This window comes from Pseudomonas sp. JS425 (genome assembly GCF_018223845.1).
GTDB lineage: Bacteria > Pseudomonadota > Gammaproteobacteria > Pseudomonadales > Pseudomonadaceae > Aquipseudomonas > Aquipseudomonas asiatica.
The window spans coordinates 3,100,365-3,121,192 of the sequence record NZ_CP073661.1 but is presented as its reverse complement, the minus strand read 5'-3'; the positions used below and the strand labels follow the sequence as shown (position 1 = coordinate 3,121,192).

General features: G+C 55.4%; 16 protein-coding genes. 5 read left to right on the top strand and 11 right to left on the bottom strand.

Annotated features, from left to right (window positions below; all coding sequences use genetic code 11):
- Nucleotides 1-136 precede the first annotated feature (136 nt).
- Complete coding sequence (locus KDB76_RS14620) at nucleotides 137-613, top strand: helix-turn-helix domain-containing protein (protein WP_038410322.1); 477 nt, start codon at nucleotides 137-139, stop codon at nucleotides 611-613.
- 173 nt (nucleotides 614-786) lie between these two features.
- Here KDB76_RS14620 and KDB76_RS14615 read toward each other — a convergent pair whose 3' ends face one another.
- The 3 genes from KDB76_RS14615 to KDB76_RS29830 form a co-directional block, all read right to left on the bottom strand.
- Entirely contained in the window at nucleotides 787-1,887 is a 1,101-nt protein-coding gene (locus KDB76_RS14615) for an XRE family transcriptional regulator (protein ID WP_038410321.1), read from the bottom strand.
- Between the two features lie 2 nt (nucleotides 1,888-1,889).
- Complete coding sequence (locus KDB76_RS14610) at nucleotides 1,890-2,513, bottom strand: hypothetical protein (RefSeq protein WP_038410320.1); 624 nt, start codon at nucleotides 2,511-2,513, stop codon at nucleotides 1,890-1,892.
- Between the two features lie 543 nt (nucleotides 2,514-3,056).
- Nucleotides 3,057-3,359 (bottom strand): hypothetical protein, encoded by a 303-nt coding sequence (locus KDB76_RS29830; RefSeq protein WP_038410319.1) that lies wholly within the window; start codon nucleotides 3,357-3,359, stop codon nucleotides 3,057-3,059.
- A 188-nt stretch (nucleotides 3,360-3,547) separates the two neighbouring features.
- Between KDB76_RS29830 and KDB76_RS14605 the strand changes: the two genes are divergently transcribed.
- Nucleotides 3,548-3,874, top strand: coding sequence for an NUDIX domain-containing protein (locus KDB76_RS14605; RefSeq protein WP_321029171.1), 327 nt, complete (start codon nucleotides 3,548-3,550; stop codon nucleotides 3,872-3,874).
- A gap of 182 nt (nucleotides 3,875-4,056) precedes the next feature.
- Here KDB76_RS14605 and KDB76_RS14600 read toward each other — a convergent pair whose 3' ends face one another.
- The 6 genes from KDB76_RS14600 to KDB76_RS14575 all read right to left on the bottom strand — a co-directional run bounded on the left by KDB76_RS14600 (nucleotide 4,057) and on the right by KDB76_RS14575 (nucleotide 12,512).
- On the bottom strand, nucleotides 4,057-5,607 hold the full coding sequence (locus KDB76_RS14600) for a histidine kinase dimerization/phosphoacceptor domain -containing protein (RefSeq protein ID WP_038410318.1): 1,551 nt from the start codon (nucleotides 5,605-5,607) through the stop codon (nucleotides 4,057-4,059).
- 600 nt (nucleotides 5,608-6,207) lie between these two features.
- Nucleotides 6,208-6,657 carry a hypothetical protein gene (locus tag KDB76_RS14595; protein WP_144241802.1) on the bottom strand — a complete coding sequence of 150 codons (450 nt, stop codon included), beginning with the start codon at nucleotides 6,655-6,657 and terminating at the stop codon, nucleotides 6,208-6,210.
- Between the two features lie 252 nt (nucleotides 6,658-6,909).
- Nucleotides 6,910-7,275, bottom strand: a complete 366-nt coding sequence (locus KDB76_RS14590) for a hypothetical protein (RefSeq protein WP_038410317.1) — start codon at nucleotides 7,273-7,275, stop codon at nucleotides 6,910-6,912.
- Between the two features lie 525 nt (nucleotides 7,276-7,800).
- Complete coding sequence (locus KDB76_RS14585) at nucleotides 7,801-9,498, bottom strand: ATP-dependent helicase (protein WP_038410316.1); 1,698 nt, start codon at nucleotides 9,496-9,498, stop codon at nucleotides 7,801-7,803.
- Complete coding sequence (locus tag KDB76_RS14580; RefSeq protein WP_038410315.1) at nucleotides 9,495-11,450, bottom strand: AAA family ATPase; 1,956 nt, start codon at nucleotides 11,448-11,450, stop codon at nucleotides 9,495-9,497. Before KDB76_RS14580 ends, KDB76_RS14585 begins: the two co-directional genes overlap by 4 nt.
- A gap of 333 nt (nucleotides 11,451-11,783) precedes the next feature.
- On the bottom strand, nucleotides 11,784-12,512 hold the full coding sequence (locus KDB76_RS14575; protein ID WP_038410314.1) for a metallophosphoesterase: 729 nt from the start codon (nucleotides 12,510-12,512) through the stop codon (nucleotides 11,784-11,786).
- A gap of 1,305 nt (nucleotides 12,513-13,817) precedes the next feature.
- Between KDB76_RS14575 and KDB76_RS14570 the strand changes: the two genes are divergently transcribed.
- The 3 genes from KDB76_RS14570 to KDB76_RS14560 all read left to right on the top strand — a co-directional run bounded on the left by KDB76_RS14570 (nucleotide 13,818) and on the right by KDB76_RS14560 (nucleotide 17,313).
- Entirely contained in the window at nucleotides 13,818-15,449 is a 1,632-nt protein-coding gene (locus tag KDB76_RS14570; RefSeq protein ID WP_080963482.1) for an AAA family ATPase, read from the top strand.
- Nucleotides 15,442-16,275: a hypothetical protein gene (locus KDB76_RS14565; protein ID WP_049870842.1), complete on the top strand. Its 834-nt coding sequence runs from the start codon at nucleotides 15,442-15,444 to the stop codon at nucleotides 16,273-16,275. The genes KDB76_RS14570 and KDB76_RS14565 overlap by 8 nt, the downstream gene beginning before the upstream one ends.
- Before the next feature lie 510 nt (nucleotides 16,276-16,785).
- A complete protein-coding gene (locus KDB76_RS14560; RefSeq protein WP_196304899.1) occupies nucleotides 16,786-17,313 on the top strand; it encodes a hypothetical protein in 528 nt (175 codons plus the stop codon).
- 1,158 nt (nucleotides 17,314-18,471) lie between these two features.
- On the opposite strand, the gene istB is transcribed toward KDB76_RS14560, so the two are convergent.
- Together istB and istA are read right to left on the bottom strand one after the other, a co-directional pair.
- The gene (gene istB, locus KDB76_RS14555) at nucleotides 18,472-19,227 is read right to left on the bottom strand and encodes an IS21-like element helper ATPase IstB (RefSeq protein WP_038408850.1); all 756 of its coding nucleotides are present in this window, start codon (nucleotides 19,225-19,227) and stop codon (nucleotides 18,472-18,474) included.
- 17 nt (nucleotides 19,228-19,244) lie between these two features.
- Entirely contained in the window at nucleotides 19,245-20,759 is a 1,515-nt protein-coding gene (gene istA / locus KDB76_RS14550) for an IS21 family transposase (RefSeq protein ID WP_038408847.1), read from the bottom strand.
- Between the last annotated feature and the right edge of the window lie 69 nt (nucleotides 20,760-20,828).

The window sequence follows — 20,828 nt, the reverse complement described above, 5'->3', positions numbered from 1 at the left end:
AGCGAGCGTCCTGTCCGCTGGCTGGCCCTGTACCAGGCGCCTCCATCCACAACGGGGTAATCCGGAATTGAAAACTATACGGTGTAGAGCCGTATCACGCAACATGGCTACATACTCGCCTTTGGGCGGCGAATAGATGGACATCAAAGTAGCGTTTGCGGCAGCGCTCAGGGCGATACGCAGCAGCAAAGAGCTTTCCCAGGAAATGGTCGCCCGCTCCACAAGCCGCCCATATGTAGGCCGACTGGAAAAGGGCGAGTCTGCCCCTACCTTGGACAAACTGCAGGCGCTGAGCAGTGCACTAGAGGTCAGCCCCCTTACCCTGCTGGCACTTACCCTGGCTACGCAGGACGATCAGCCTACCTCTGCTTTGCTATCTCGCTTGAAGCAGGAACTCGTCCAGTTTGAGAAATCAGGCGGAATGGAAATGCTTGGTGACCAGATCGTCAACGGAGAGCTGGTATCAAGACCACGAGGAACTCCCCAAAACGCGGACAAGCTCGCCGAGGTACTTAGGCATAAGGCCGCAGGTTTCACGCAGAAAGAAACCGCCGATCGCTTAGGGATGAGCACGTCGACGGTAAATGACATGTGGAGGAAAGACAGTGCTTAGGTCGGCGCTATGAGCAACGCGCTCGATTGATAACCGCATCATCGAGCACTTGCTTGCCACACTGCTCATAGCAGTAATCTCACTAGACCGCCTAAGCTCTCCAAGTCTTATTTTGGCCTCGTATACCTCAACCACTTCGAACGGACATCAGGTTAACGAGACAGCACAGCCCTTCATTTCACCAAAGACAGGGGAGCCGCAGGTACTTTGAGCATGAAACGGTCGGTGACCAGCGAATCAGTAAGCCCTGAATCCTTCAGGATCAAACGCCAACTGGCATGATCCATGAGATCAATGGCTTTCTGAACGAGCGTAGGGCACTCCATCTCAATGCGCTCATCCAGCTCCTCACGCTTGGTGAAGCCGTTACGATTGAGGTAGGTGAACCCCGACCTGGCCTGATCCTGGGTGATCAGGTTCAAACTCTGCGCACGATAGATAATGGCCTTGAAGCTCACTTTCCATCGCATCTTGAGCTCTCCCAAGGCCGACCAATTCAGGTACTGGCCTCGCATCGGTGGAAACTCACCACCAAAACTCGCCCGCGGCATCAACAAGGCACTGGCGAACTGGTTTGCCTGAGCCTCTGTTTCTCTGCAGCCCGTCTCAATGCCTTGATGCATCACAAGATGACCAAGCTCATGCGCCAGATCGAAACGTTGCCGGCATGGATTCTCCTTGGCAGTATTTCGAACGATCAGAGGGCGTTTGTTGAACAGTGAAAAGGCATCCACGCGATCATCTGCATCCGCCAGGCTGACCACGAGTACACCCGCACTTTCGAGTAGCCGCGTGATGTTGGCAATCGGGCCGATCCCAACCGAAAGCTGGCGGCGGAAACCTTCTGCGGCTCTTTCGATCACATCATCACCCGTAATGGGTTCCTCAAAGGGATCGAAGCCGACCTTCGGAAAATCCACCTCCTTCTCAAGCTCGGTGAGGAGCATTTCAAAAAGCTCGACCTGGGAGGCAATGCTTTTTTTTACCGTCTGAGTGGACGAGCGAAGGCTGCGAAAATGACACTGCTCCAGCTCGACGGAGCCACGCCTTGGACTGGAAAGAAAAGCCTCCGTCACCCCGAGCGCTTTCGTAATTAGCTCCAGCTGCGTTCTGTTTGGAACCGCGTTGATTTCAAGCTTATGGGCGTATTGTCGGCTGACGCCCAGCAGCACGCCCAGTTCTGCGAGGGAAAGTCCCGCAGCGCATCGAGCCAATCGAAGCTTCTCTGGAGAAAACTCATTCTCAAAAGAGAGCTGGCCTGTTCTGTCATCCATTATCACTGTTCATCATTATCAGGTGTCTTGGCACCGGAGTTGTCCGCATCTGCGCCTTTCGGCTTACGCATGACTTTCGCCTCCGGCACGTCAACAGGTTGGTGCTGCTCCATGGCCCTGACCGAGACGCCATTGTTTTGCTCATGTTTCCAAATGCAAACGACGTCGTGGCTGGCATCAAAGCCCACCATGGCTACGTTGATCTTCGGAAATTCCAAATCGTATGTGCTCGACACGTACACGCGCCACGTGCAGACCTCTGGGGAGACTTCAAAAATCGAGAGCTGATGCAGCTCGATCGGGTTGGGCCTGGTGCGATGAGCCTTCTTGATGGCGAAGGGGTCGTCGGTGACAATTTGAAGCAATACCCCGTTCAGCGAGACCGTGAAGTCCAGAGTTGCATTGCGAAGCTGAAGCCAGGGCATGGTCTTGTCCGCGGCCAAGGTCTTGCACAGGCCTTGTTGACGGCCAAAAAGCAGCGTACCCCGCGTGTAGGGTGTGTCGTACTGACCACTGGCATCTTCGAGAGCGCTATACGCCACCGAAGCGACCTCTTGGCAAAACCTATCGACATACTCAGGGAGCAGACGAGGTTCGAATTGACTGGGGTGTTGGTTAACGATCATCAAGCCATCCTCAAATTCTGCAAAAACTGAAATATGTCAACTTCGAATTCTATGCAGATTTTTCGATGTGTCAACCTACGCAACTGAACCTCCCCCCTGAGCCTGCTACGCTGAGGGCAGCTCACTGCGCTGCTGCGCATTCGGATTGCTGAAGTGAATTCGTACCTGCGAACTGGCGCCTGCCGGCTGTTTTCATCGTCGCTGGATCACTCGCGGATCCGCATGATGATGGGGAGTGGAGCGCCCCACCTCTCGATCGCCCATGCCTGCCAACGCGTCAGCGTGTTGATCAACAAGGGTCGATCAATGCTGCTCACCAAGGTAGTAGGAGAAGGCACATCACTGGGCCAAAGCCCGACGTCCAACAGAGTGACATCACCGAGGCCTCGGGCACAGGAGGAAGGCATTAGGACTGAGAACAACCGCTAAGCTCGGTTCACGGCCAAGCGCTATGGATGCACTGCCTTACTCAAAAGGGATCGACCTGCGTCCTAAATCCTTCGCCACGGTCGCCCACTCACCATCGAATCTAACGACGACGGCTTACACCGACCGTGCGTTGGCTAATGAGCGATTAGGCAGTTCATCCTTGGCCAGCCATCTCGCTCGGCCAATGCCCAAAACCAGTGATCGCGTCATAGACTCACCTTGCCTTGAGTCAAACGCCTCCTCATGCAGAACCATTCCGCTCTTCGCGTATACGCCTATGAACATCTGCGTGTTGCCTGTTCGCGACAGACGTACTTGAACATCTACCATCGTGCCGTCATCGAGCATCTCAGCATGAGTGCGGTGGTGAAGCGTTGGGTCAGCCCAATCCCAAAAAATGTCACCGCGTATGCGCATACCGCTCTCCTACGACTTTAGTATTAGGCAGGTTTAAATCACACGATAGTCCAGGCCAAACCCCACGCAGTCCAATTGCCAGTACGCTTGGATCATTCCGACGGCTGACAACCGTTGCTTCCAACCGTCGAGTTTTCGTATGAACTTTGGCGCATTTGTATGGCCTTCCGTCAAACGGAGGAAGCATCATGAACCAATCGAGAGAACTCCATTCCACGGTCATCTGCCTTCAAGCTGACGAGGTGTTGCTTGTACGAAAGGAGTCAACCGAATGGTCACTGCCAGGAGGAAAAATCGATCCGGGTCAGACCCAGATTGAGGCTGCTCGCCGTCAATTGGACGAGGAAACGGCTTATCGCTCAGCGAAGCTCAGTTCCTGGGCCATCATGTGCTTGAAACGGAAGAGCACTGGTTGTACCGGATTGTTGTACCCCGCTCCAGGGAGCCCCACCCTGCACGCGAAAAAGTTGAGTGTCGCTGGATCTCGATTCCTGAGCTCAACCAAACTCAGGTAAAACCAACAAACGTTGAGGTGCTGAGACGAGAGGGAATTGTCACCCTGAAAAAATGAAAGTGCCTGACGCGTAAAAAGACTACCCGAAACACTTTCCGATCTTCAGCTACAAGGCCGACGACGTGCACGCGGTTTTGGTGAGAGCGAAACTGATCACCAGAATTTCCACGTGCCGGCCCCTCTCTAAAGCTTGAACCGCACGTGAATGGTGCTGTGCTTTTCTTTGCGGTCGACCGTGATCGCTGTCCCACCATACCCGGAATAGCTCTTGATCAAGCGCATCCCTAGGCCCGTGCCGCTCGGCTTGGGGTACGATTCAGGGAAGCCGTCCCCTTCATCTACTACCGTAATCAGGGCGTGATCTTCAATACCCTTCACGCTGACCGTAATTGTCCCCACTCCATATTTCAGAGAGTTGGTGATCAGTTCCGAAATGACCAGACCAAGCGGTGCCATTCTCTCTGGCGGCAGAATGAAGTTGTCAGCATTGAGAATGATTCTTCGATCAGACAACGCCTTGCTTAGATCACTTAGCAGTGCCGCTAGGTAATCCGAAGCTCGCACATCTTGCGTACCAGCGCTTTGATAAAGCCGCTCATGAACACTAGCGATCGTGACCACCCGCCCCGCCGCCGCCTGCAGTTGGAGCCTTACCGCCTCATCCGGTGTCAGGTTGGCCTGTAGAAGGAGCAGCGTATTGACCAGGTGAAGGCTGTTCTTGACCCGATGATGGATCTCTTCCAGGTGCAGGTCGGTGGTGGTCTGGCGACTGTTCTGAGCTTCGATCAGGGACAACAATTGAGCTTCGTAGCTATGTCGCTCGGTAATATCTCGGGAAACTGCGATCAGTTTATCCACGTTGCCATCCGTGCCCAGGATAGGTGCCACGGTGACATCCCACCATTTCGGCTCGGCGTTAGCCGTGGGGCAATACGCCTCGAAGCGTATGGACTCCCCGTTTGTACCTTTAGTCACGGCGTTCTGAACAAGCCCTTTAGACTCGTCCGGCCACAACTGCAACCACGACAAGCCACGTACCTGTGCAAGATGACCAATTTGCATGAGGCATATGCCGGCGTCATTCATGAACTCAATTTCGCCATTAGCGGTTAGGATCTTGACGCAGTCCGGGCTGGCGTTGAGCATGCTTTCCGAATAGGGATTGACAGGTGGCACATTGGCCAACTCACTCAAGCGCTCTACCGCCATCGAGATGACGTTGGAAATCCCCTCAAGGAAAACCAGATCGCTCTCAATGAAGTCATCGCCATCACTGCTGTCCGCTTCCAGGACACCAAACGGCCCCAGAATGCCTCGAATCGGCACATTGATCGCACGCTCGATACCGTATTTCTTCAGCAGTTCAGGTGTCCGAAAACGGAACTCCTGACCCAGATGGTTCGACAAGACAGGCCTGTACGTAGCAATGGCGTAGCCAGCAGGGCTGGCCACATCGCCACCTACCGTGGCGTGACCGATATCCGAGTCGTCCCAACCGACGCCGTGGGACAGTAGGAAATCATCGCTTTCAGGAATCGGCGTCAGCACCTTGGCAAACCGCGTTTCCATACCCTTCGCCACAGCAGTGCAGGCTTGAGTGAGCAGCGCATCAAGGTCTGTCGATTTGAGCGACATGACACCGTATTCAACGACGATCCCATGCTGCCGGTGAAGCCGGGCGTGCGACTTCTGCAAGGCAGCACGAATTGTTTCGTCAGGGGGTACCTGTTGCATGGGTTGATCCCGCGATTCGATGACCAGGCATGCTGGTGGATAGTGTAGAGCCGCACCTGATAAAGGTTCACCAGCAATTGGGCACTTTGTCGTACCGTTTACCACCGCAGGTCACCCCGGCGCAACGACGAAAGCTTTCTAAGCGCTAAGGAGGACAGACAGAGAGTTGGCAGAACATGCACATCACGGACATACACATGGCTGAAATGCTGAATGGCACCAACTTGGCCAACGGGTTCTGGCAACACTGTACAAATCTGTCCGGGAGACTGACCTCCGGGCACAGTGATCAGGCGTTATCGAAAATCTAAAGTCAGTGTCGGACAGCACCTGGGGACTTTAGACTGCCAGATGAAGGCTGCCGCGAGGGGGGGAAGGCACCGATATCGTGACAGAAAAGATCTTCACTCATGATCTGTTTAGTCCTACTGCTAATCACCAGAAAGCGTTGCAGACTGCGGCTCAGGTAATCAAAAAGCGAAACGCGATGCGCTTGGGAGCACATCCGTACTCCTTTCGCTCAAGTGTGTAATCGATCGGCGCGAATGCTCATGCTGGCTAACGCCGTTCCCACCGCAAATCTGCTCCATCACCTGTAACTTATGTTTGCAACAAGGGCCAGCAGCCGCGCTGGCTCGGGCTCATGCGAAGCACGCGGCACATTTTCGATAACGCCCTAAGCGCCGGCATTGATATATGCTTGCGGGCTCCACGCCCACCCAGCACGTACACCATTTCCTCCGCTTCAAAAAAGCAGTCTTCGTACTTCCTGAGGAAACCCGTAAGCAGGACACCCCCCTGCCTTGTACCTCGGGTGTCAAACAACACGCGCTGGGCGTAGAGCAAGACCGGTTGTAAATTCCTGGCTTCGATGAGCGCCTGGTCACGCTCACTTACCATGACGTCCAGAATTAACCACTCTCGCACCACGCAGTACTCCTGATCTGCAAACTCATCCCGTACCGCGGCTAACAACGGCTCATCCGCAAGACCAGATCCCATCAGCATGCGCGCAGCCCCGTAAAACACATCTTCCAACAGCTCGTTCACCATTCCACCCCAGCGCTTGCGCTCTGCATCTTGCGCGCGGTTGGCTTGCCGAATGCTTTTGCGCTTCGCTCACTCATCACAGTCTCTGCTTCCTCTTACGTTCTGCCCTGCTTCAACCGGTTGAGCAGGTGCCTGATCATCATGTTCCGGAGCACATCCTGTGCTGCCTCATCGGCGGCGGGGCCAGCAAGGGGCACGCCCAAAAGCAATGTTCATCACCCAGCTTTAAGTGAACGCTGCTTCGAATCTAGATCACTGCAGCGCGTAGAAAGGGCCCAGCTCGCCGTTTTGGTAGTACCAATGAGCAACCACGTAGAGCCCTCCCGTGTTCGCCTCAATGACTAGGTAGCCGGCCTGCTGAGATCGACGTGCGATAGGCGGCGTATGGGAAGGAAGCCCCTCCGGGAAATCATGCCGGTGATCACAAAACATCAATCCGGTCATCCGCCCTCCCCGCTCTAAGGCACAGGCCAAAAATCCAACAATCGAGTCATCAGGGATCGCGTCCTTTGCGCGCTGAATGACCCTGGGCAACCGAAAGAAACGACTGTTTTCTCGCGTCGCGCCAAACGTCTTGATCATGTAGCTCGCGTAGGCGTCCACCGGCTCCCTGCTCATTTAAGATTCTCTGGATTCGTTTAAGCCGAAAATTGGTTCGCTCACATCTGTACCCACACTCCGCCGGCCACTGCCATGCCCGCTAACCAGCGGGGGCAACCGTACAGCGAGTCGGGCAAACCCTTGATCCGCCTATGAATAATATAAGGCGTATAGCCGGAATCCGCAACAAGGCTAATTAGTCGCGCTGGGCTAAGGGCTGTGCGTGCAATAAAAGGGGTCACCCTGAAATGTTGCCCGCTTCACCAGCCGGCCTGGGTTGGAATGCTTAGAGGAAGGAGATCCAGTCCTTTATTGGACGGATCGAAGCGCCCAGCGAAGCCATGGATATGAGCCCATGCTGCTGTTCACTCTGCCCATGGCAGAGCAGAAAAAGCCTGGCCCTACGCAGACGGAGACGGCTGAACATATTGAGACGGGAGCAGTAAGCCCTCGACTTGCCCCCGTCGGGGCCCTAGAGGCACCGCTCCGCGATGACAACGACTAGATAGAGAGAAATCCATTGGCGCTATACGGATGCGCATATCAATGCTCAGGGCCGCACAGCTCTCCAGGTGTTTTCGGGCAATTCTGCCAGCGGCAGACATAGTCGAGAAATTCTCGATGCCCGGTTCGCTGCTCCCGCCAGGTGCTCAGGTTAAGCAGGTTGGCGCGATGCTCTGTCGTGGTCACCACCAAACGTCTCACTGCCCTGGAAACGCCAACGAAGAACGTGCAACGCACCTCTCGCTGATCCCTGCCCCAGTACGCTTGATCTTCCACGCCTAATAGCACCACGGTGTCAAACTCCAACCCCTTGCTCTTGTGTACCGTAAGTATCCGGATCGATTGATCATCGGACAGCTGCGCCAACGCTTTGAGCAGGTCAGGCTCTCTGGCCAGGGCCTCGTCGATGTACTTTTTCACATCGCGAATCACCTCTTTGAGTCGCTCCCTCGATTCATAATCATGCGAAAGTCCAGTCAGCAGACTGACGCCGACCATCGACAGAAACTCTTTCAACAACGCCCAGCGCTGGTCATAGCACTTCGAGGCGAGATCTGATGCCGCTAACTTGCGAGCCTCTTTGATGAATCGACCCCAATTCGTACGTAGCGCTCCATCCGCATCATCTTCCGAAGGAATCAGACGTCGCATCAAGCGAGTCCAGGCCATGGGCTCTCGTACGCCATACACGCACAGCAGGTAATCAACCACGACCAATGCCATCGGCTCTGTCGCGATGTCTTGAAGCTGGCTTTCGTTCCGGTAACCGATCCCCCAACTGTCCAAGGCTGCCGCCAGTCTCACCGTGTACGCTTCCGGTTGATTACGCACCAGGATTGCGATGCTGGCCGGCGCTATGCCATCGGCATTGATCCAAGTGACTATTTGCCCAGCCAAACTTAACGCCTCATCCTCGCAGCTCTGGTAAGCCTGTACGTGGACTTCCCCACCGTCCCCGGTGAGCATATCCGGTGGCATCTCTGAGCCAGGGTCAAGGACTTTTACGATCTCGCTCTGAAGCCGGAGAAGCTGCGGTTGAGACCTGAAGTTGCGATAGATGTTGAGGTGCAAGGCCGAGAAGTCGTGCTCAAAACGTCCGAACACTCCGTCCAAGGCCCCTGCCCATCCCATGATTTTCTGCTTTTCATCCCCTACAGCCGTCACACGGCGTCCTGATCCGGCAAACAGTCGGTGCAGCAGTGCGTACTGCTCATCCGTGCAGTCCTGAAACTCATCGAGGAACACATCACTGTAGGTTTGCCGGATGGCCGTGACCGCCAACGGATAGGCATCAAGGATCTTGATCGCCAAAGGAATCAGTGCCGAGAATTCCGTCTGCTCGGGGTGCGCCTTCCCTTTCACGACCAATTTGTAGCCGACATTCAGCGCATCCTCACCTGTCAGCACGGGTCGAAATCGATCAACAATCCGCTTGGCGAACGCATGAAAGGTATAGCTATCGAAGCGACCTGCGTAATCCGCCCCACATCGGCTGAACACCCGTTCACGCAGGTTGTTACTCGCATCTACCTTGAAGGCGATAGCCAAGATTCGCTTGGGATAGCGGCAGGCACCTGTCGTCAACAGAAAGTCCGCCCGCTGTGCCAGCAACTCAGATTTCCCGGAACCTGGGCCTGCCGTCAACGCCACACACCTTTGAAACTCCCGCACGGTCATTTCAGCATTGGGCTCCAGCACGATGCCCTCAGACGACCGCCACTCCTCAGGCTTTATCATTCGTGAAGCGCCTCGACTCGCATGATCACATGGTCAACCAAGCGCGACAGGGAGGCCGGCATCGCTTTGAGAAGCTCCTCGTCCGTGAGCTTTGAAAGCGCTTCCAAATGGGACTTGGGCTTACTGTCCAACTTGAACAGCTTGTGATACGCAATGAAATGCTTGCGTTGCAATGGCGTGTATTGGGTTGGCTTGAAGCAGCTCTCCCCGAGCACCGATTTCACCTGGTTGACCTTCGGCAATGCCAAGTCCGTTGGTGAGAGGCCGAACGCCTTGGGAAAGGCCACTAGCATTGAGAAATCCAGATCCATCGGTGATGAGAAAAACACGCCCAACGGTTCTAGATCCTGCACGTAATTCTTGTACTGCGGGTTCTTTTCCACATCCAGCAGAGGGTATGTAGGGTTGTCCCATTTGGGTAATTTGGAGACTTGATCTTCCGTTAGGTACGCCACAGTGGGGCGGTGCTTCATCAGTTCGGTCGCGACGTATTTGATACGTCCCCATCCGCCCCCATGCCGACCGACATCAAGATCCAACAGCGTCACATAAGGAATGTTCAGCCCGCTCAACAGGCGCCAGAAGTGGTTGACGTGTCGCCCACCGAGTGGAGCGATAGTCACCGCTGCCTCATCAACCATCAGCCTTTTGGCGGCCAGCAGGCGCGGGAGCACGATCTCCTCACTGTCACCCTCTCCCAGGATCACCAGACGAGAGAAATACAGCTCAGGGAATGCCTGCACGGCCTCCCTCACGAACTTGTATGACTCGCCCTTGGTGTCTGGCGGCATCGTAATGGTTGAGACCACGGTGCACCGCGCGTCATCGAGCCTCAGATAACGAATATCGGTCGGCTCAACACGTCGCAGCATTGAAGGTGCATGCGTGGCGATCAACGCTTGCGCGTCGAACGCATGAGGGTCACCCACCAGCGTCTTCAGCGAAGACACGATGCGTCCGAGGTAGTGCGGTGAGAGACTGTTTTCAGGCTCTTCCAGGGCAATGATCGTAAAGACGGCAGGTCTCAGCTTTTCAATGTCAAACGACTCGTCATCGCCGCCAAGTACAGAGCGCCCGATAGCTTGGGAGGACAGCACCAGTGTTAGGTACAGCATCGATTTCTGGCCGTCACTCAACCTCGAAAAATCGACCTGCTGCTCACCGTGCCCGGGCGTGAAAGACACCGACAAATGCCGGAGCAACGACTCGATCTCGGTTGCGACGAAGGTCAAGCTTGGATCTTTGAAAAACTTCCCTTTGTGCAACGCCTTCCAGGCGTTGGTGATGCCGGCACCAAGGCTGACCACCGAGCGATTATCACGCAGGCTCTGCGAGATATCGGTGGTCAACTGGCTGATCTTCTCGCGCTGGTCTGTCCAGTTCACCGCACGGAGCAAACGGCCCAACAACGCATTCGCGCCATAGGTGATGTGCTCAGCGGGATCTCGGCGTGCCGGCAGGTAATGCACCTGAATCTGCGTCCGCTCATCTCGCGGGACGGGCACCGTCTCAATAGGGATGCCGCTCTCGTCGACATCCAGGACATAACGCAAACTCTGCTCAATCTCGTCCTCAAGGCCGATAGAGGCGTCCAGGCGATACCTGACTCGTGGCACTCCATCAAGGTCGTCAAGGCGCATGTGGCCGAAGTGACAAGGGATGGTCGGGTGCTCATTTCCGCCGTCAGTCAGCTCGGGAAAATGGAAGTCCGCTTCAATCCAGAGCGCTCGCTCAGCCGGCACATCTTCCTCGTCATGCGGCACGAAGAAGTCGGATCGACGGAGTCGCCGTTGATTGGGGTCAAATGAAAACAGGCGGCATAGCGCCTGCAGCGTTGCGGTCTTGCCAGAACCGTTTGGCCCGATGAGAAAGGTAAGACTCTCCAGATCAATCGTCACCGGCTTCACGCCAAACGACTGGAAACCACAGACGCGAATGTACTTGAGCTTCACGACACGAATCCCTTCAGACTGACCACGCTCAGCGACCTGGGAACTCAGGCCTGCCGTTTTAGATGACGCTGCAGCGGGCCAATCCTAGCCCAGGCAATCGCCTCATGATAGCCAGACAGTGGCACAGCTTGTAACTGGATTTACACGCGACAAGCGAGGCCAAGATGTGTGCAGAGCCAACGCTTAACGCGAACCTCCAGCTGCCGTTCTCTACACCTCAGAAACTCCGGTCGCCGGTCAAGCACTAGTCCTACCCGAGCTCATTGTTCTGCTCTTGGGTGCAGGGATGGGCCGATGGCAGGCTCATATGCCTGCACCTGCTGGGGCATCCCGTCAAACCTCAATGATGAAGTCCGAGTAAAAACCCGTGCGCTCGCCCGGATAACCACGCGGATTTGAGAGGACACGGCAGCCCGAAATGACTGTGTCGACCGCATGATGAGTGTGGCCGAAGATCCAGGCGTCAGCCTCGGTAATCAGGTCATGCCACTCATTGAAATAGGCGGCCCCCAAATGCCCTTCATGACCATCGCCTGCTAACTCTCGGAGCGGGCAGTGATGCGTGACCACGATGGTGCGCCCCTCAAATCCTTTGGCGAGCTCTGTGACCAAAAATTTCCGCGCGGTGATGTTACGAGCAATGAGGTCTGCAGGACGCAGTTTGCGGTAACCCTCGCCTATGCGGATGTATTTGAAATCATTCATCCATTCCGCACACACCCTCATGGCAGCTTGGTAGTCGCCGGTAGCCGTAAAATCTGTCCAGCCGGTTGAGACCAGAAACCTGGTTTCGCCAAGGATCAGGGATTGGTTGTCCAATACGTACACATGTTCTGCCGCCGACTCGCGCATCTTCACTAGCGTTCGATCCAGGTGGCCCCGGTAAAACTCGTGATTGCCAGGCGTGTAAATCACCGGGCACTTGAACGCTTCATTGGCCCATTTCACGCCTCTGTCCTTGGTCGAAATATCGCCGGCCAGGATCACCACATCCACGTCATGAGCCGGAGGCTCAAACGGCGTGAACTCATTATGCAAGTCGGAATAGATGAGCAGCTTCATGCCTGCGATGTCGCCTCTTCAAAGCAATGACCTCAGAACTGGAATCCAGGCCCCGCCAAAACGCGGATGGAAGCAGACAGGGTATCCGCAAATGAATGCTATATGAATCATAACCGAATCTTGCAACACTCTAGCCGCTCATCTCGTGGCTAGCAACGGATGGTTAACTCCCTTGAAGGCCTTGGTAGTCAGAGCCAAGCCAGTAGGGGACGACCACTGAGCCTCACCGTAGCAGCTACCGCACCACACACGGTCTATAAAAGCGGAGCACGCGGGCGTGTGGATCGGAGGTTCAAAGGCAAAGCGCTTAGGGGGAGCTGGGCTGGGTTCACAAGAGCTAGACTGAAGGCGGCTGCACCGTCACGCTTGAAAGCATCTTAACCTCCAAAGCCCTGTACTAGACGAAACGGTGTGGGCTTTCCTGTGGAGATTTGGCTGGAGCAAGGGATGCGTTATCGGGGGCAGGCGGTTTGGAGTTGGGCAGATACGGAGATGCAACACCACACGCACGAGAAGATACTCAGCAGCGGAGCACACTTGGACAACCAAGCATGACTGTCGCGTCGCGATGACACTCAATTGCTCATTGGCGTTTACGAACCATCGGGGCTCGCCCTCCTGGAAGAGGCATGTCATGCAAGACCTCATCAGACGATGACAAGAGTGAGGACTGGGAAGCGGCCCGCGAACGCAAGCTTGCCCAAAGCAGGTCTCCCTCATCGAGGGCACGCTTGAAGGTTACCGAATCGAGGACAGAGCTATGACAGACCAAATCCAGCGCCTAGACGACAGCATCGAACAGCTCGGTCGCCTGGCCGATGCTCTGGAAAGTCAGGTAATGCAATGCCCTACCTCACGCCTTCGGCTAATCACCTGGCTTGCTGAATGGTTCAAAAGCGCTTCTGCCATCGCAGGGGCCGAAGGGAACCTACCCAGCTTGCCCGAAACCTTGATATCGGCATACGCAGCTTGGATTCATAAAAGTGACTGTAAGTAGCCAAGTAAAACGACCATCTGGTGTCAGGCCAGCAGGCCGCTTCGTCTCGCTGTTTAAGCCGCTAATGCCTGCTGAACGAAGTTAATCAGGAAGCTGTAGTCGGCTTGTACTCTGGAATTGGTTAAGCCCATTACCTCTACCCTCCATGCCCTGCGCCACTGATCAGAACGTGCAGATTGCGCCTGAGCGAGAAATTGGGCAGTTGAGGCATCAATGCTCATGATATCATTTGGCCACAACACAACTGTGCGCCGCTAGCAATCAGCTACGTAGCCGAAACGATCATCGAGCGATCAACACCGAACAGCATGAAGACTAAACACCCAGCACCGATGCAACATGTCACCGTTCGTTTCGCTTATCAAAACCAAGCGAGTGTTGACTTAAGTCATCCGGACATCTACATCATCCCTAAGCAAGGGGGACGGAACGACTCCATGTTTGGAATGGGTTGTTCAATTTCGTTTAGGACTAAAGATGGCTATTTCGAAACCTTTAACGGCCACTGTGCCGTTCAAGGGTTCCGCAATTTAATTGAGTTCTTCAACAACATAGTACAAAGCCCTGAATCGGTAGACGCACGATCACTTAAAGTCCCATTCAGAACGCTGTTGTCTGACAGTAAATCTTACAATATACTGCACATCATCTTCGGCGCCAAGCGAGCAAGAGAGCTATTAACAGCCGTTCAGGACATTGCTGTGGCGACGGCGTTCCACGCTCCCTGGCGCGGTTTCACGTCTTCGTCAGAATTTTCTTTGGGCTTCATCAGATCAAGCGAAGCTTATTTCGCGTTCCGTCGGGCAAAGAGAATTATCCAAGGGTTAAGTATCAAGGCAGCGGACGCACGGCAGACTTTCAGTGCAGCCTTAATCGGAAAAGGGCCAAACGTTACTTTCAACTTTCTTTTTGACAAGTCGAATTTCTTCCGAGGGAGAATTTCAGTCATAATCGGCCAAAACGGGTCTGGTAAAACTGCATCCCTTGCAAAACTGGCACGCGGGCTGGCGGACACAAAAAACAAGAGCGTAGAAATCACTAATCGCCCAGATCTTAACCAGGTTCTGGCCTTCATTCACACCTCATCACGCCGCCAGTTTACCCCTGCCTCAGAAGCAGGCATGGGTAGAGCCCGGATATTCACGTTCAACCCCGCTACCCCCAAAAAATACGACTCGGTGCCTATGACACAGCTGTTGGTCGATGTTGCCCGCAGCCTTGGCCCGATGTACAAATCATTGGACATTTTCCGAGAAGTCCTCGCTGCTGAATTCCCAAATTTACAGCTCTATATTCCGATCGGCCCTCCTAACAATAACGAGCCCAGTTCTAACAAGCGGGACGGTCATGCCAATTTTGAAGATTGGATGAAGGGCGGAGAATTCAGCCAACTGGAACAGATCGCACAGATTGATCACGCCCGTCCAATTAAATTTGTCGACGAGCGCGGTACCGAACGAGCCCTGAGTTTGGGGCAGCAGTCGTTTATTAACTTTTGCCTGATAGCACTTGCAAACGCCGGCCCTTCTTCCGCCTTTATTATTGATGAGCCTGAAAACTTTTTGCACCCGAATCTTATTTCAAGGTTCATGCGAACGCTCAACAAAATCCTAGAGGCAACTCAATCTATTGCAATAATAGCCACTCACTCACCATTCGTAGTTCGCGAAGTTCAAAGTGCTCAAGTGCATGTCATGTGGGAGTCCGAGGGGTTAATAAAGGTGAGCCACCCTCGCCTCCAGACCCTGGGAGCCAACGTAGCGTCCATTTCTAACGAAGTGTTTGGCGACGATCTTCCCACCCACCTTTATGAGGAGCTTCTCGTTCATGCCAAAAATCAGAGCAGCACATTTACCGAGGCCTTGCAAAAGTATTCGGGGGAGCTAAGTACTGAAGCATTGATGCTGCTCCATAAAAAAATGGATAGAGAAAATGCGTAAAATCCCGCTGCCTGCCGTAGATGACATTGAAAACCTGCAGCTTCTTGAGGCTTCAAAGTCCGATAATGCGCAAGCCATCGTGGCGCACATGCCGGCTATGAGAGACCGGTTTGCGGAATACGATCGAGGCTGTGGTAATCCGTGGCTGGTTGATATCGATCTGCGATTTGAGGATAAGAAAGCCCATTTGCAACATCTCTACACAAGCCCACCCTTGGCGTTGGGTTTTATAGAGCAATTAAGATATTCGCTGGCGGGCGCCTGTCCGGTGTGCGGGGGGCGAGGTGTTGGCACTCTGGATCATTACTTGCCCAAAAGCTTTTATGCAGAGTTTTCTTTCTACTCCAAGAATCTGGTGCCTGCGTGTTTCAACTGCAATACGAAGAGAGGTAACCTCACCAGAGGTACGCTTGACGGCGAGCGCCCAATTCACCCTTATTTCGATGCCTTCGCAGAGCGCAGAATCATGCTCATCGTGATCTCGCCTCCCTGGAAGGCACCAGAGGTCAATGCTGTCCCTTATGATGTCACAGGCGCTGAGCTGGTAACTGCAAAGTGGCACATCGACAACATTATCGTTCCAGCAGGTTTCCACAGAGAAATCCGCGACCTATGGGGCTCAATACTTCTCGACCCCTATGCTTATTTTGATGACCCGACTGACATCAATGCTGTGATCAGGGTCTTGCAGCGCTGGCAGAGGGTTGAGGAGGCATCCGACCGCTCCCTCAACGGATGGCGATCCTGTTTCATACTCGGTTTGAGCATGAATTTGGAAGCACTGCACTACATTGCGGGACTTCCTCCCGCCACTCCCCCCTCTTGACGTCCGTGATGCAGCGGGAGTATCTCCCGCTGCCAGAACTTGTGAACGCCGAACACCAGTTCACCTTCACCGCGTCTATTCAGCGCGCCCTTTCGGTCTTCAGCAATCCCATTTGCTGCCATTGCGAGCTTCCGGACGTGGTCACGAAAAATGCCTCAAAATGACAGGCTGACCTTCCTCATCCAGCAATCGAGGCGATGGGCTCAAAAGGCGCGATCCGAACAATAAACCTGGCGACGATCAAAAAATGAGCGACTTTCTGTGACATGCATCACAGCCCTGTATATTTTTCGAATGCTAACCCTGTAAATTCAAAAAATACAATGTCGCAGCAGGAGACTCAGAAATGAGTGAGCTTAAGACTTGACGTACCCAAATTTAAGGTTGGCCGGCTCTGGTATTCACTCTAAGATTGACATCCCCTGCTCAACATATTTCGATGCCAGCGGAAGATAAAGCGGGCTCTGCCTGTTTCGTACGGTGGAACGAAAGCCCATAAGAGAATGGAGTATGGAAAGCGCTGTAGCAGAGTACCTGCGAGACAAGAAGGATCTTTTGCCGTCCCTTTACGATTGGAAATTTGATGATGCGCACGCTGCCAAGCTCTTCGGAATTTCCTTTGCGGGCCAGGATTGGTTCCAGAAAACCCTTGAGCTTAAGGAAGGCCTTCGCTCACGTGTGCGGTCTACCGCCTGCATCACCGTGCATGGGGACATAGCGACCTATTTCATCAAAAAATGGGGAGGCATAACACGCTTTTCCAAAGTATCCGAGACGCTGGAGCTGTTCGCTGAGTATCAAGGACAGAAGCTGATGCCGCTGGACTTCAAGCCGTCCTTCGAGCGCATCAGCAGCTGGTCGAAATGGGCATCGATCGTCTGCTCCGAATGGGCATGTATCTACGATGCTCGTGTGGCGAACTCGCTGAACGCTATCAATTACCTCCAGGGCATCGGGCATCCGATCTTTCCGATGCCAGAGGGCAGGAATACTAGATTGCGGATGCTGGACGTCACGACACTGCTTCTCAATGCCTGAAATCGGGTGAGCCCAGTGATCCCAAAAGCTTGAAGGCGCGTCATTTTCTTCCAGATCACGATACCTACGTGTCGTATCTGAAGCTAGTAAGAGGCGTTAGCATGCAGCTCTGGAATGACACCAACCATATTCATGAGGTGGAGATGCTGCTGTTTTCATTGGCTGATCGTCAGATCTACCAGGACGTCTTTGACAGGATTGCTAGGAAGAAAACTACGCAACGGCATTCCGTAGTGTGTTGACCTAGCCTCGACGGTGTCCGCTTAACTGCGATCCCTCATCAATTTCTCCCACTCACAAAATTAGGTTTGGGCCTGCCCCGTGACAGCGGACGCCAAGAAGCTGGCTACACAGCCAACTGCCTTAAGCCCTTGGTGTGCGTGGATGATCCGGTCGAAGAATAAGCATAATCGGCGATCCTGGGGAGTTGGCTCGCATGCCTCCGTACCAGAGTCGCTGGGGATGTGACGCTCGACGACATCCAGGACGCTTAGGTCAAAGTAAGCTTGATAGCTGGACAGGGGGCATGTTCGAGTGTGTGCGGGATCGAACAGGCCGTGCTCGTCTTGTATTTATCTCCTCACGCGTCGAATTGCCAGGGCTCGACATGCTGCATGTGCAATGTCCAGCGCTCGCGAAAATCCTAGGCGGGGCCAATGTGCGGCTGAAAATACCTTTTCTCGCTCGTACGGTGCGTGCGAGGTAGGGCGAAGGCTCTAGGTAAGCTACTGATGTGATGGCCAAATTACCTCGCCCACAAATCTGCACATTAGCCAGAGCGTCGCCCGCTACATCCCTATCCTTCTCCAACCAGCGCTTGGATGAGTCATGGCTTTTCGCTATTGTTCCCGAGCTAATGCGCTGGAGTAGGACTGCAGAGCGAAATGACGTCCCTAGAAACCCCGAAACTCAGCACGTACCTTAAAGGTGATCTATTCGAGCAGAAGGTGTTCGACTACCTGAGCAGTGAGCTTGAGGCCGGTAACCTCTACTTCGCTCCTCAGTTCACCACCATCCAACGCAAACCGAAATACTTCTCTCGCGAGCGAGAGGTGCGGATTCCACGCCATTCGGACACTCAGCCCACGCTGATCCGGACACCTGTTCCACGATCATTCGGACAGGCAGTCGGAGCGCAGCGACGCAGGGGTTGCATTGTTAGTCTGAGGCGCCCGGCGCCGTCAATTTCTTCACCCGCTTTCTCATCGACTCGCCCTTGAGGTTGATCCGGTAGGCGTTGTGCACCAGGCGGTCGAGGATGGCATCGGCCAGGGTTGGATCGCCGATCAGTTCGTGCCAGTTGTCCACGGGCATTTGGCTGGTCACGAGGGTCGAGCGCTGGCCGTAGCGGTCGTCCAGTAGCTCCAGCATGTCGCGGCGCTGTTCGGCGGTGAACGGGGCCAGGCCCCAGTCATCAAGGATCAGCAGGTCGGTCTTGGCATAGCCGCTCATCAGCTTGGCGAAGCGCCCGTCGCCATGGGCTAGGCCCAACTCTTCCAACAGGCGCGGCAAGCGCAGGTAACGCACGCTGTAACCCTCTCGGCAGGCCTGGTGTGCCAGGGCGCAGGCCAGCCAGGTTTTACCCACGCCGGTGGGCCCGTTGATGATCAGGTTGAGTCCGTCGCGTAACCACTGACCGCTGCTCAGCTGGAGGATCAGCGCCTTGTCGAGTCCGCGCGGGCTGCGGTAGTCGATGTCTTCGAGGCAGGCGTTGTGCTTGAGCCGGGCCTGACGCAGGCGGCTGCTGAGGCGCTTGTCGTCGCGTTCGGTCAGTTCGCGGTCGACCAGCAGGCCGAGGCGTTCCACGAAGCTCAGGCTGTCGATGTCGGGGGTTTTCAGTTGCTCGGCGAGTGCCTTGAGCATGCCGGTCAGGCGCAGGGTCTGGAGCTTGTCCAGGGTCGGATGGGGCAGCATGGTGGGATTCCTTGTGTTCAGTGGTAGTAGCCGGGGCCGCGCAGATTGGCGTGGTCGTCCGGCAGCAGGGGCAGGTTGGCTTGAGCCAACGGCAGGCTTTCCAAACCCTGGCGCAGGATCGATTCGAGGCTCTTGTAGCTGCACGCACCGAGGCTGAGGGCGCGACGGCAGGCCAACTCCAAGCGCACTTCGCCATGGGTCTTGCCCAGGCGCAGGATGCCCAGGCAGGCCCGGTAGCCTTGGGTTGGGTGGATGCGCCGTTCGAGGATGTGGCTGATCACGCCGGCCGTGTTCGGCCCGGTCTGCTCAGCCCAGCGGATCAGCCGTTGTGGCGTCCACTCGGCGTGCTCGCGATGGCTCTTGGGCATGTGCTCGGCCTGTGTGCTGTGCCGGCCCTTGTGCGGTGAGCGAAGATGGCTGGCCACCCGCTGATTGGCGTGGAAGCACTCCACCGTGCGCGCTGTCAGGCGTACTTCCAGTTGTTTCTTCACCAGTTGGTACGGCACCGAGTAGTAGTGCCCATCAACCTCGACGTGGTAGTCGATGTGCACACGCGCCTTCTTCCACTCGGCATACACGTAGGGTTGCTCCGGCAGCGGCCGCAGCACCGGACGATCCAGGGCTTCGAAGGCCGAGTGCCGGGAGCCCGGCAGCTTGCGAAACGGTCGTCGGTTGAGGCGCTCCAGCAATAAGGCGATGGCGCTGTTGAGTTCGTTCAAGGAGAAGAACTGGCGGTTCCTCAGCGCGGCGAGGATCCAGCGCTCGACCACCTGCACGCCGACCTCGGCCTTAGCCTTGTCGCGCGGCTTACGCGCCCGCGCCGGCACCACCGCCACGCCATAGTGCTCGGCCAGATCGCGGTAGCTCGGGTTGATGTCCGGCTCGTAGCGATGGCTCTTACTCACCGCGCTGCGCAGGTTGTCCGGCACCACGATCTCCGGCACGCCCCCGAGGAAGGCGAAGCAGCGGGTATGCGAGCCCAGCCAGTCCGGCAGCTGCTGCGACCAGGTGGCTTCGGCGAAGGTGTAGCTGGAGGCGCCGAGCACCGCGACGAACACCTGCGCCTGGCGGATCTCGCCGCTGTGCCGGTCGATCACCGGCACCGTCTGCCCGGCGTAGTCGACGAACAACTTCTCGCCGACGCGATGTTCCTGGCGCATCACCACGTCCAGCTTGCCCTGCCAGGCCCGGTAGTGCTCGCAGAACCAGCTGTACTGAAAACCCTGCGGCTGGCTCAGGCGATACTCCTGCCAGAGCAGCGCCAGGGTCACGCCGGGGCGACGCAGCTCGGCGTGCACCCAAGACCAATCAGGCAGTGGCCGCTGCTCACTGGGCACCGCAGGGGCCAGTGGGAACAGTTGCTGTTCCAGTTCGGAATCGGACAACGAGCAGGGCCAGGCTAGACCGCTGGCGGCAAAGCGACAGAGGTAATCACCGGCACTGCTGTGGCCTATGCCCAGACTGCGGGAGATCTTACGGACAGACAGCCCGCAATCGAACTTGAGGCGCAACACCTCACGGATTTTACGCATGGACAAACGCTCCACGACGACCTCTCTGCTTCGAAAAAGAGGTCGATGGTAGTGAATAAATCCTGCGTA

Coding starts and splice junctions, on each gene's coding strand:
- KDB76_RS14620 (WP_038410322.1), top strand. CDS start 137: ATGGACATCAAAGTAGCGTTTGCGGCAGCGCTCAGGGCGATACGCAGC.
- KDB76_RS14615 (WP_038410321.1), bottom strand. CDS start 1,887: ATGGATGACAGAACAGGCCAGCTCTCTTTTGAGAATGAGTTTTCTCCA.
- KDB76_RS14610 (WP_038410320.1), bottom strand. CDS start 2,513: ATGATCGTTAACCAACACCCCAGTCAATTCGAACCTCGTCTGCTCCCT.
- KDB76_RS29830 (WP_038410319.1), bottom strand. CDS start 3,359: ATGCGCATACGCGGTGACATTTTTTGGGATTGGGCTGACCCAACGCTT.
- KDB76_RS14605 (WP_321029171.1), top strand. CDS start 3,548: ATGAACCAATCGAGAGAACTCCATTCCACGGTCATCTGCCTTCAAGCT.
- KDB76_RS14600 (WP_038410318.1), bottom strand. CDS start 5,607: ATGCAACAGGTACCCCCTGACGAAACAATTCGTGCTGCCTTGCAGAAG.
- KDB76_RS14590 (WP_038410317.1), bottom strand. CDS start 7,275: ATGAGCAGGGAGCCGGTGGACGCCTACGCGAGCTACATGATCAAGACG.
- KDB76_RS14585 (WP_038410316.1), bottom strand. CDS start 9,498: ATGATAAAGCCTGAGGAGTGGCGGTCGTCTGAGGGCATCGTGCTGGAG.
- KDB76_RS14575 (WP_038410314.1), bottom strand. CDS start 12,512: ATGAAGCTGCTCATCTATTCCGACTTGCATAATGAGTTCACGCCGTTT.
- KDB76_RS14570 (WP_080963482.1), top strand. CDS start 13,818: ATGAAGACTAAACACCCAGCACCGATGCAACATGTCACCGTTCGTTTC.
- KDB76_RS14565 (WP_049870842.1), top strand. CDS start 15,442: ATGCGTAAAATCCCGCTGCCTGCCGTAGATGACATTGAAAACCTGCAG.
- KDB76_RS14560 (WP_196304899.1), top strand. CDS start 16,786: ATGGAAAGCGCTGTAGCAGAGTACCTGCGAGACAAGAAGGATCTTTTG.
- istB (WP_038408850.1), bottom strand. CDS start 19,227: ATGCTGCCCCATCCGACCCTGGACAAGCTCCAGACCCTGCGCCTGACC.
- istA (WP_038408847.1), bottom strand. CDS start 20,759: ATGCGTAAAATCCGTGAGGTGTTGCGCCTCAAGTTCGATTGCGGGCTG.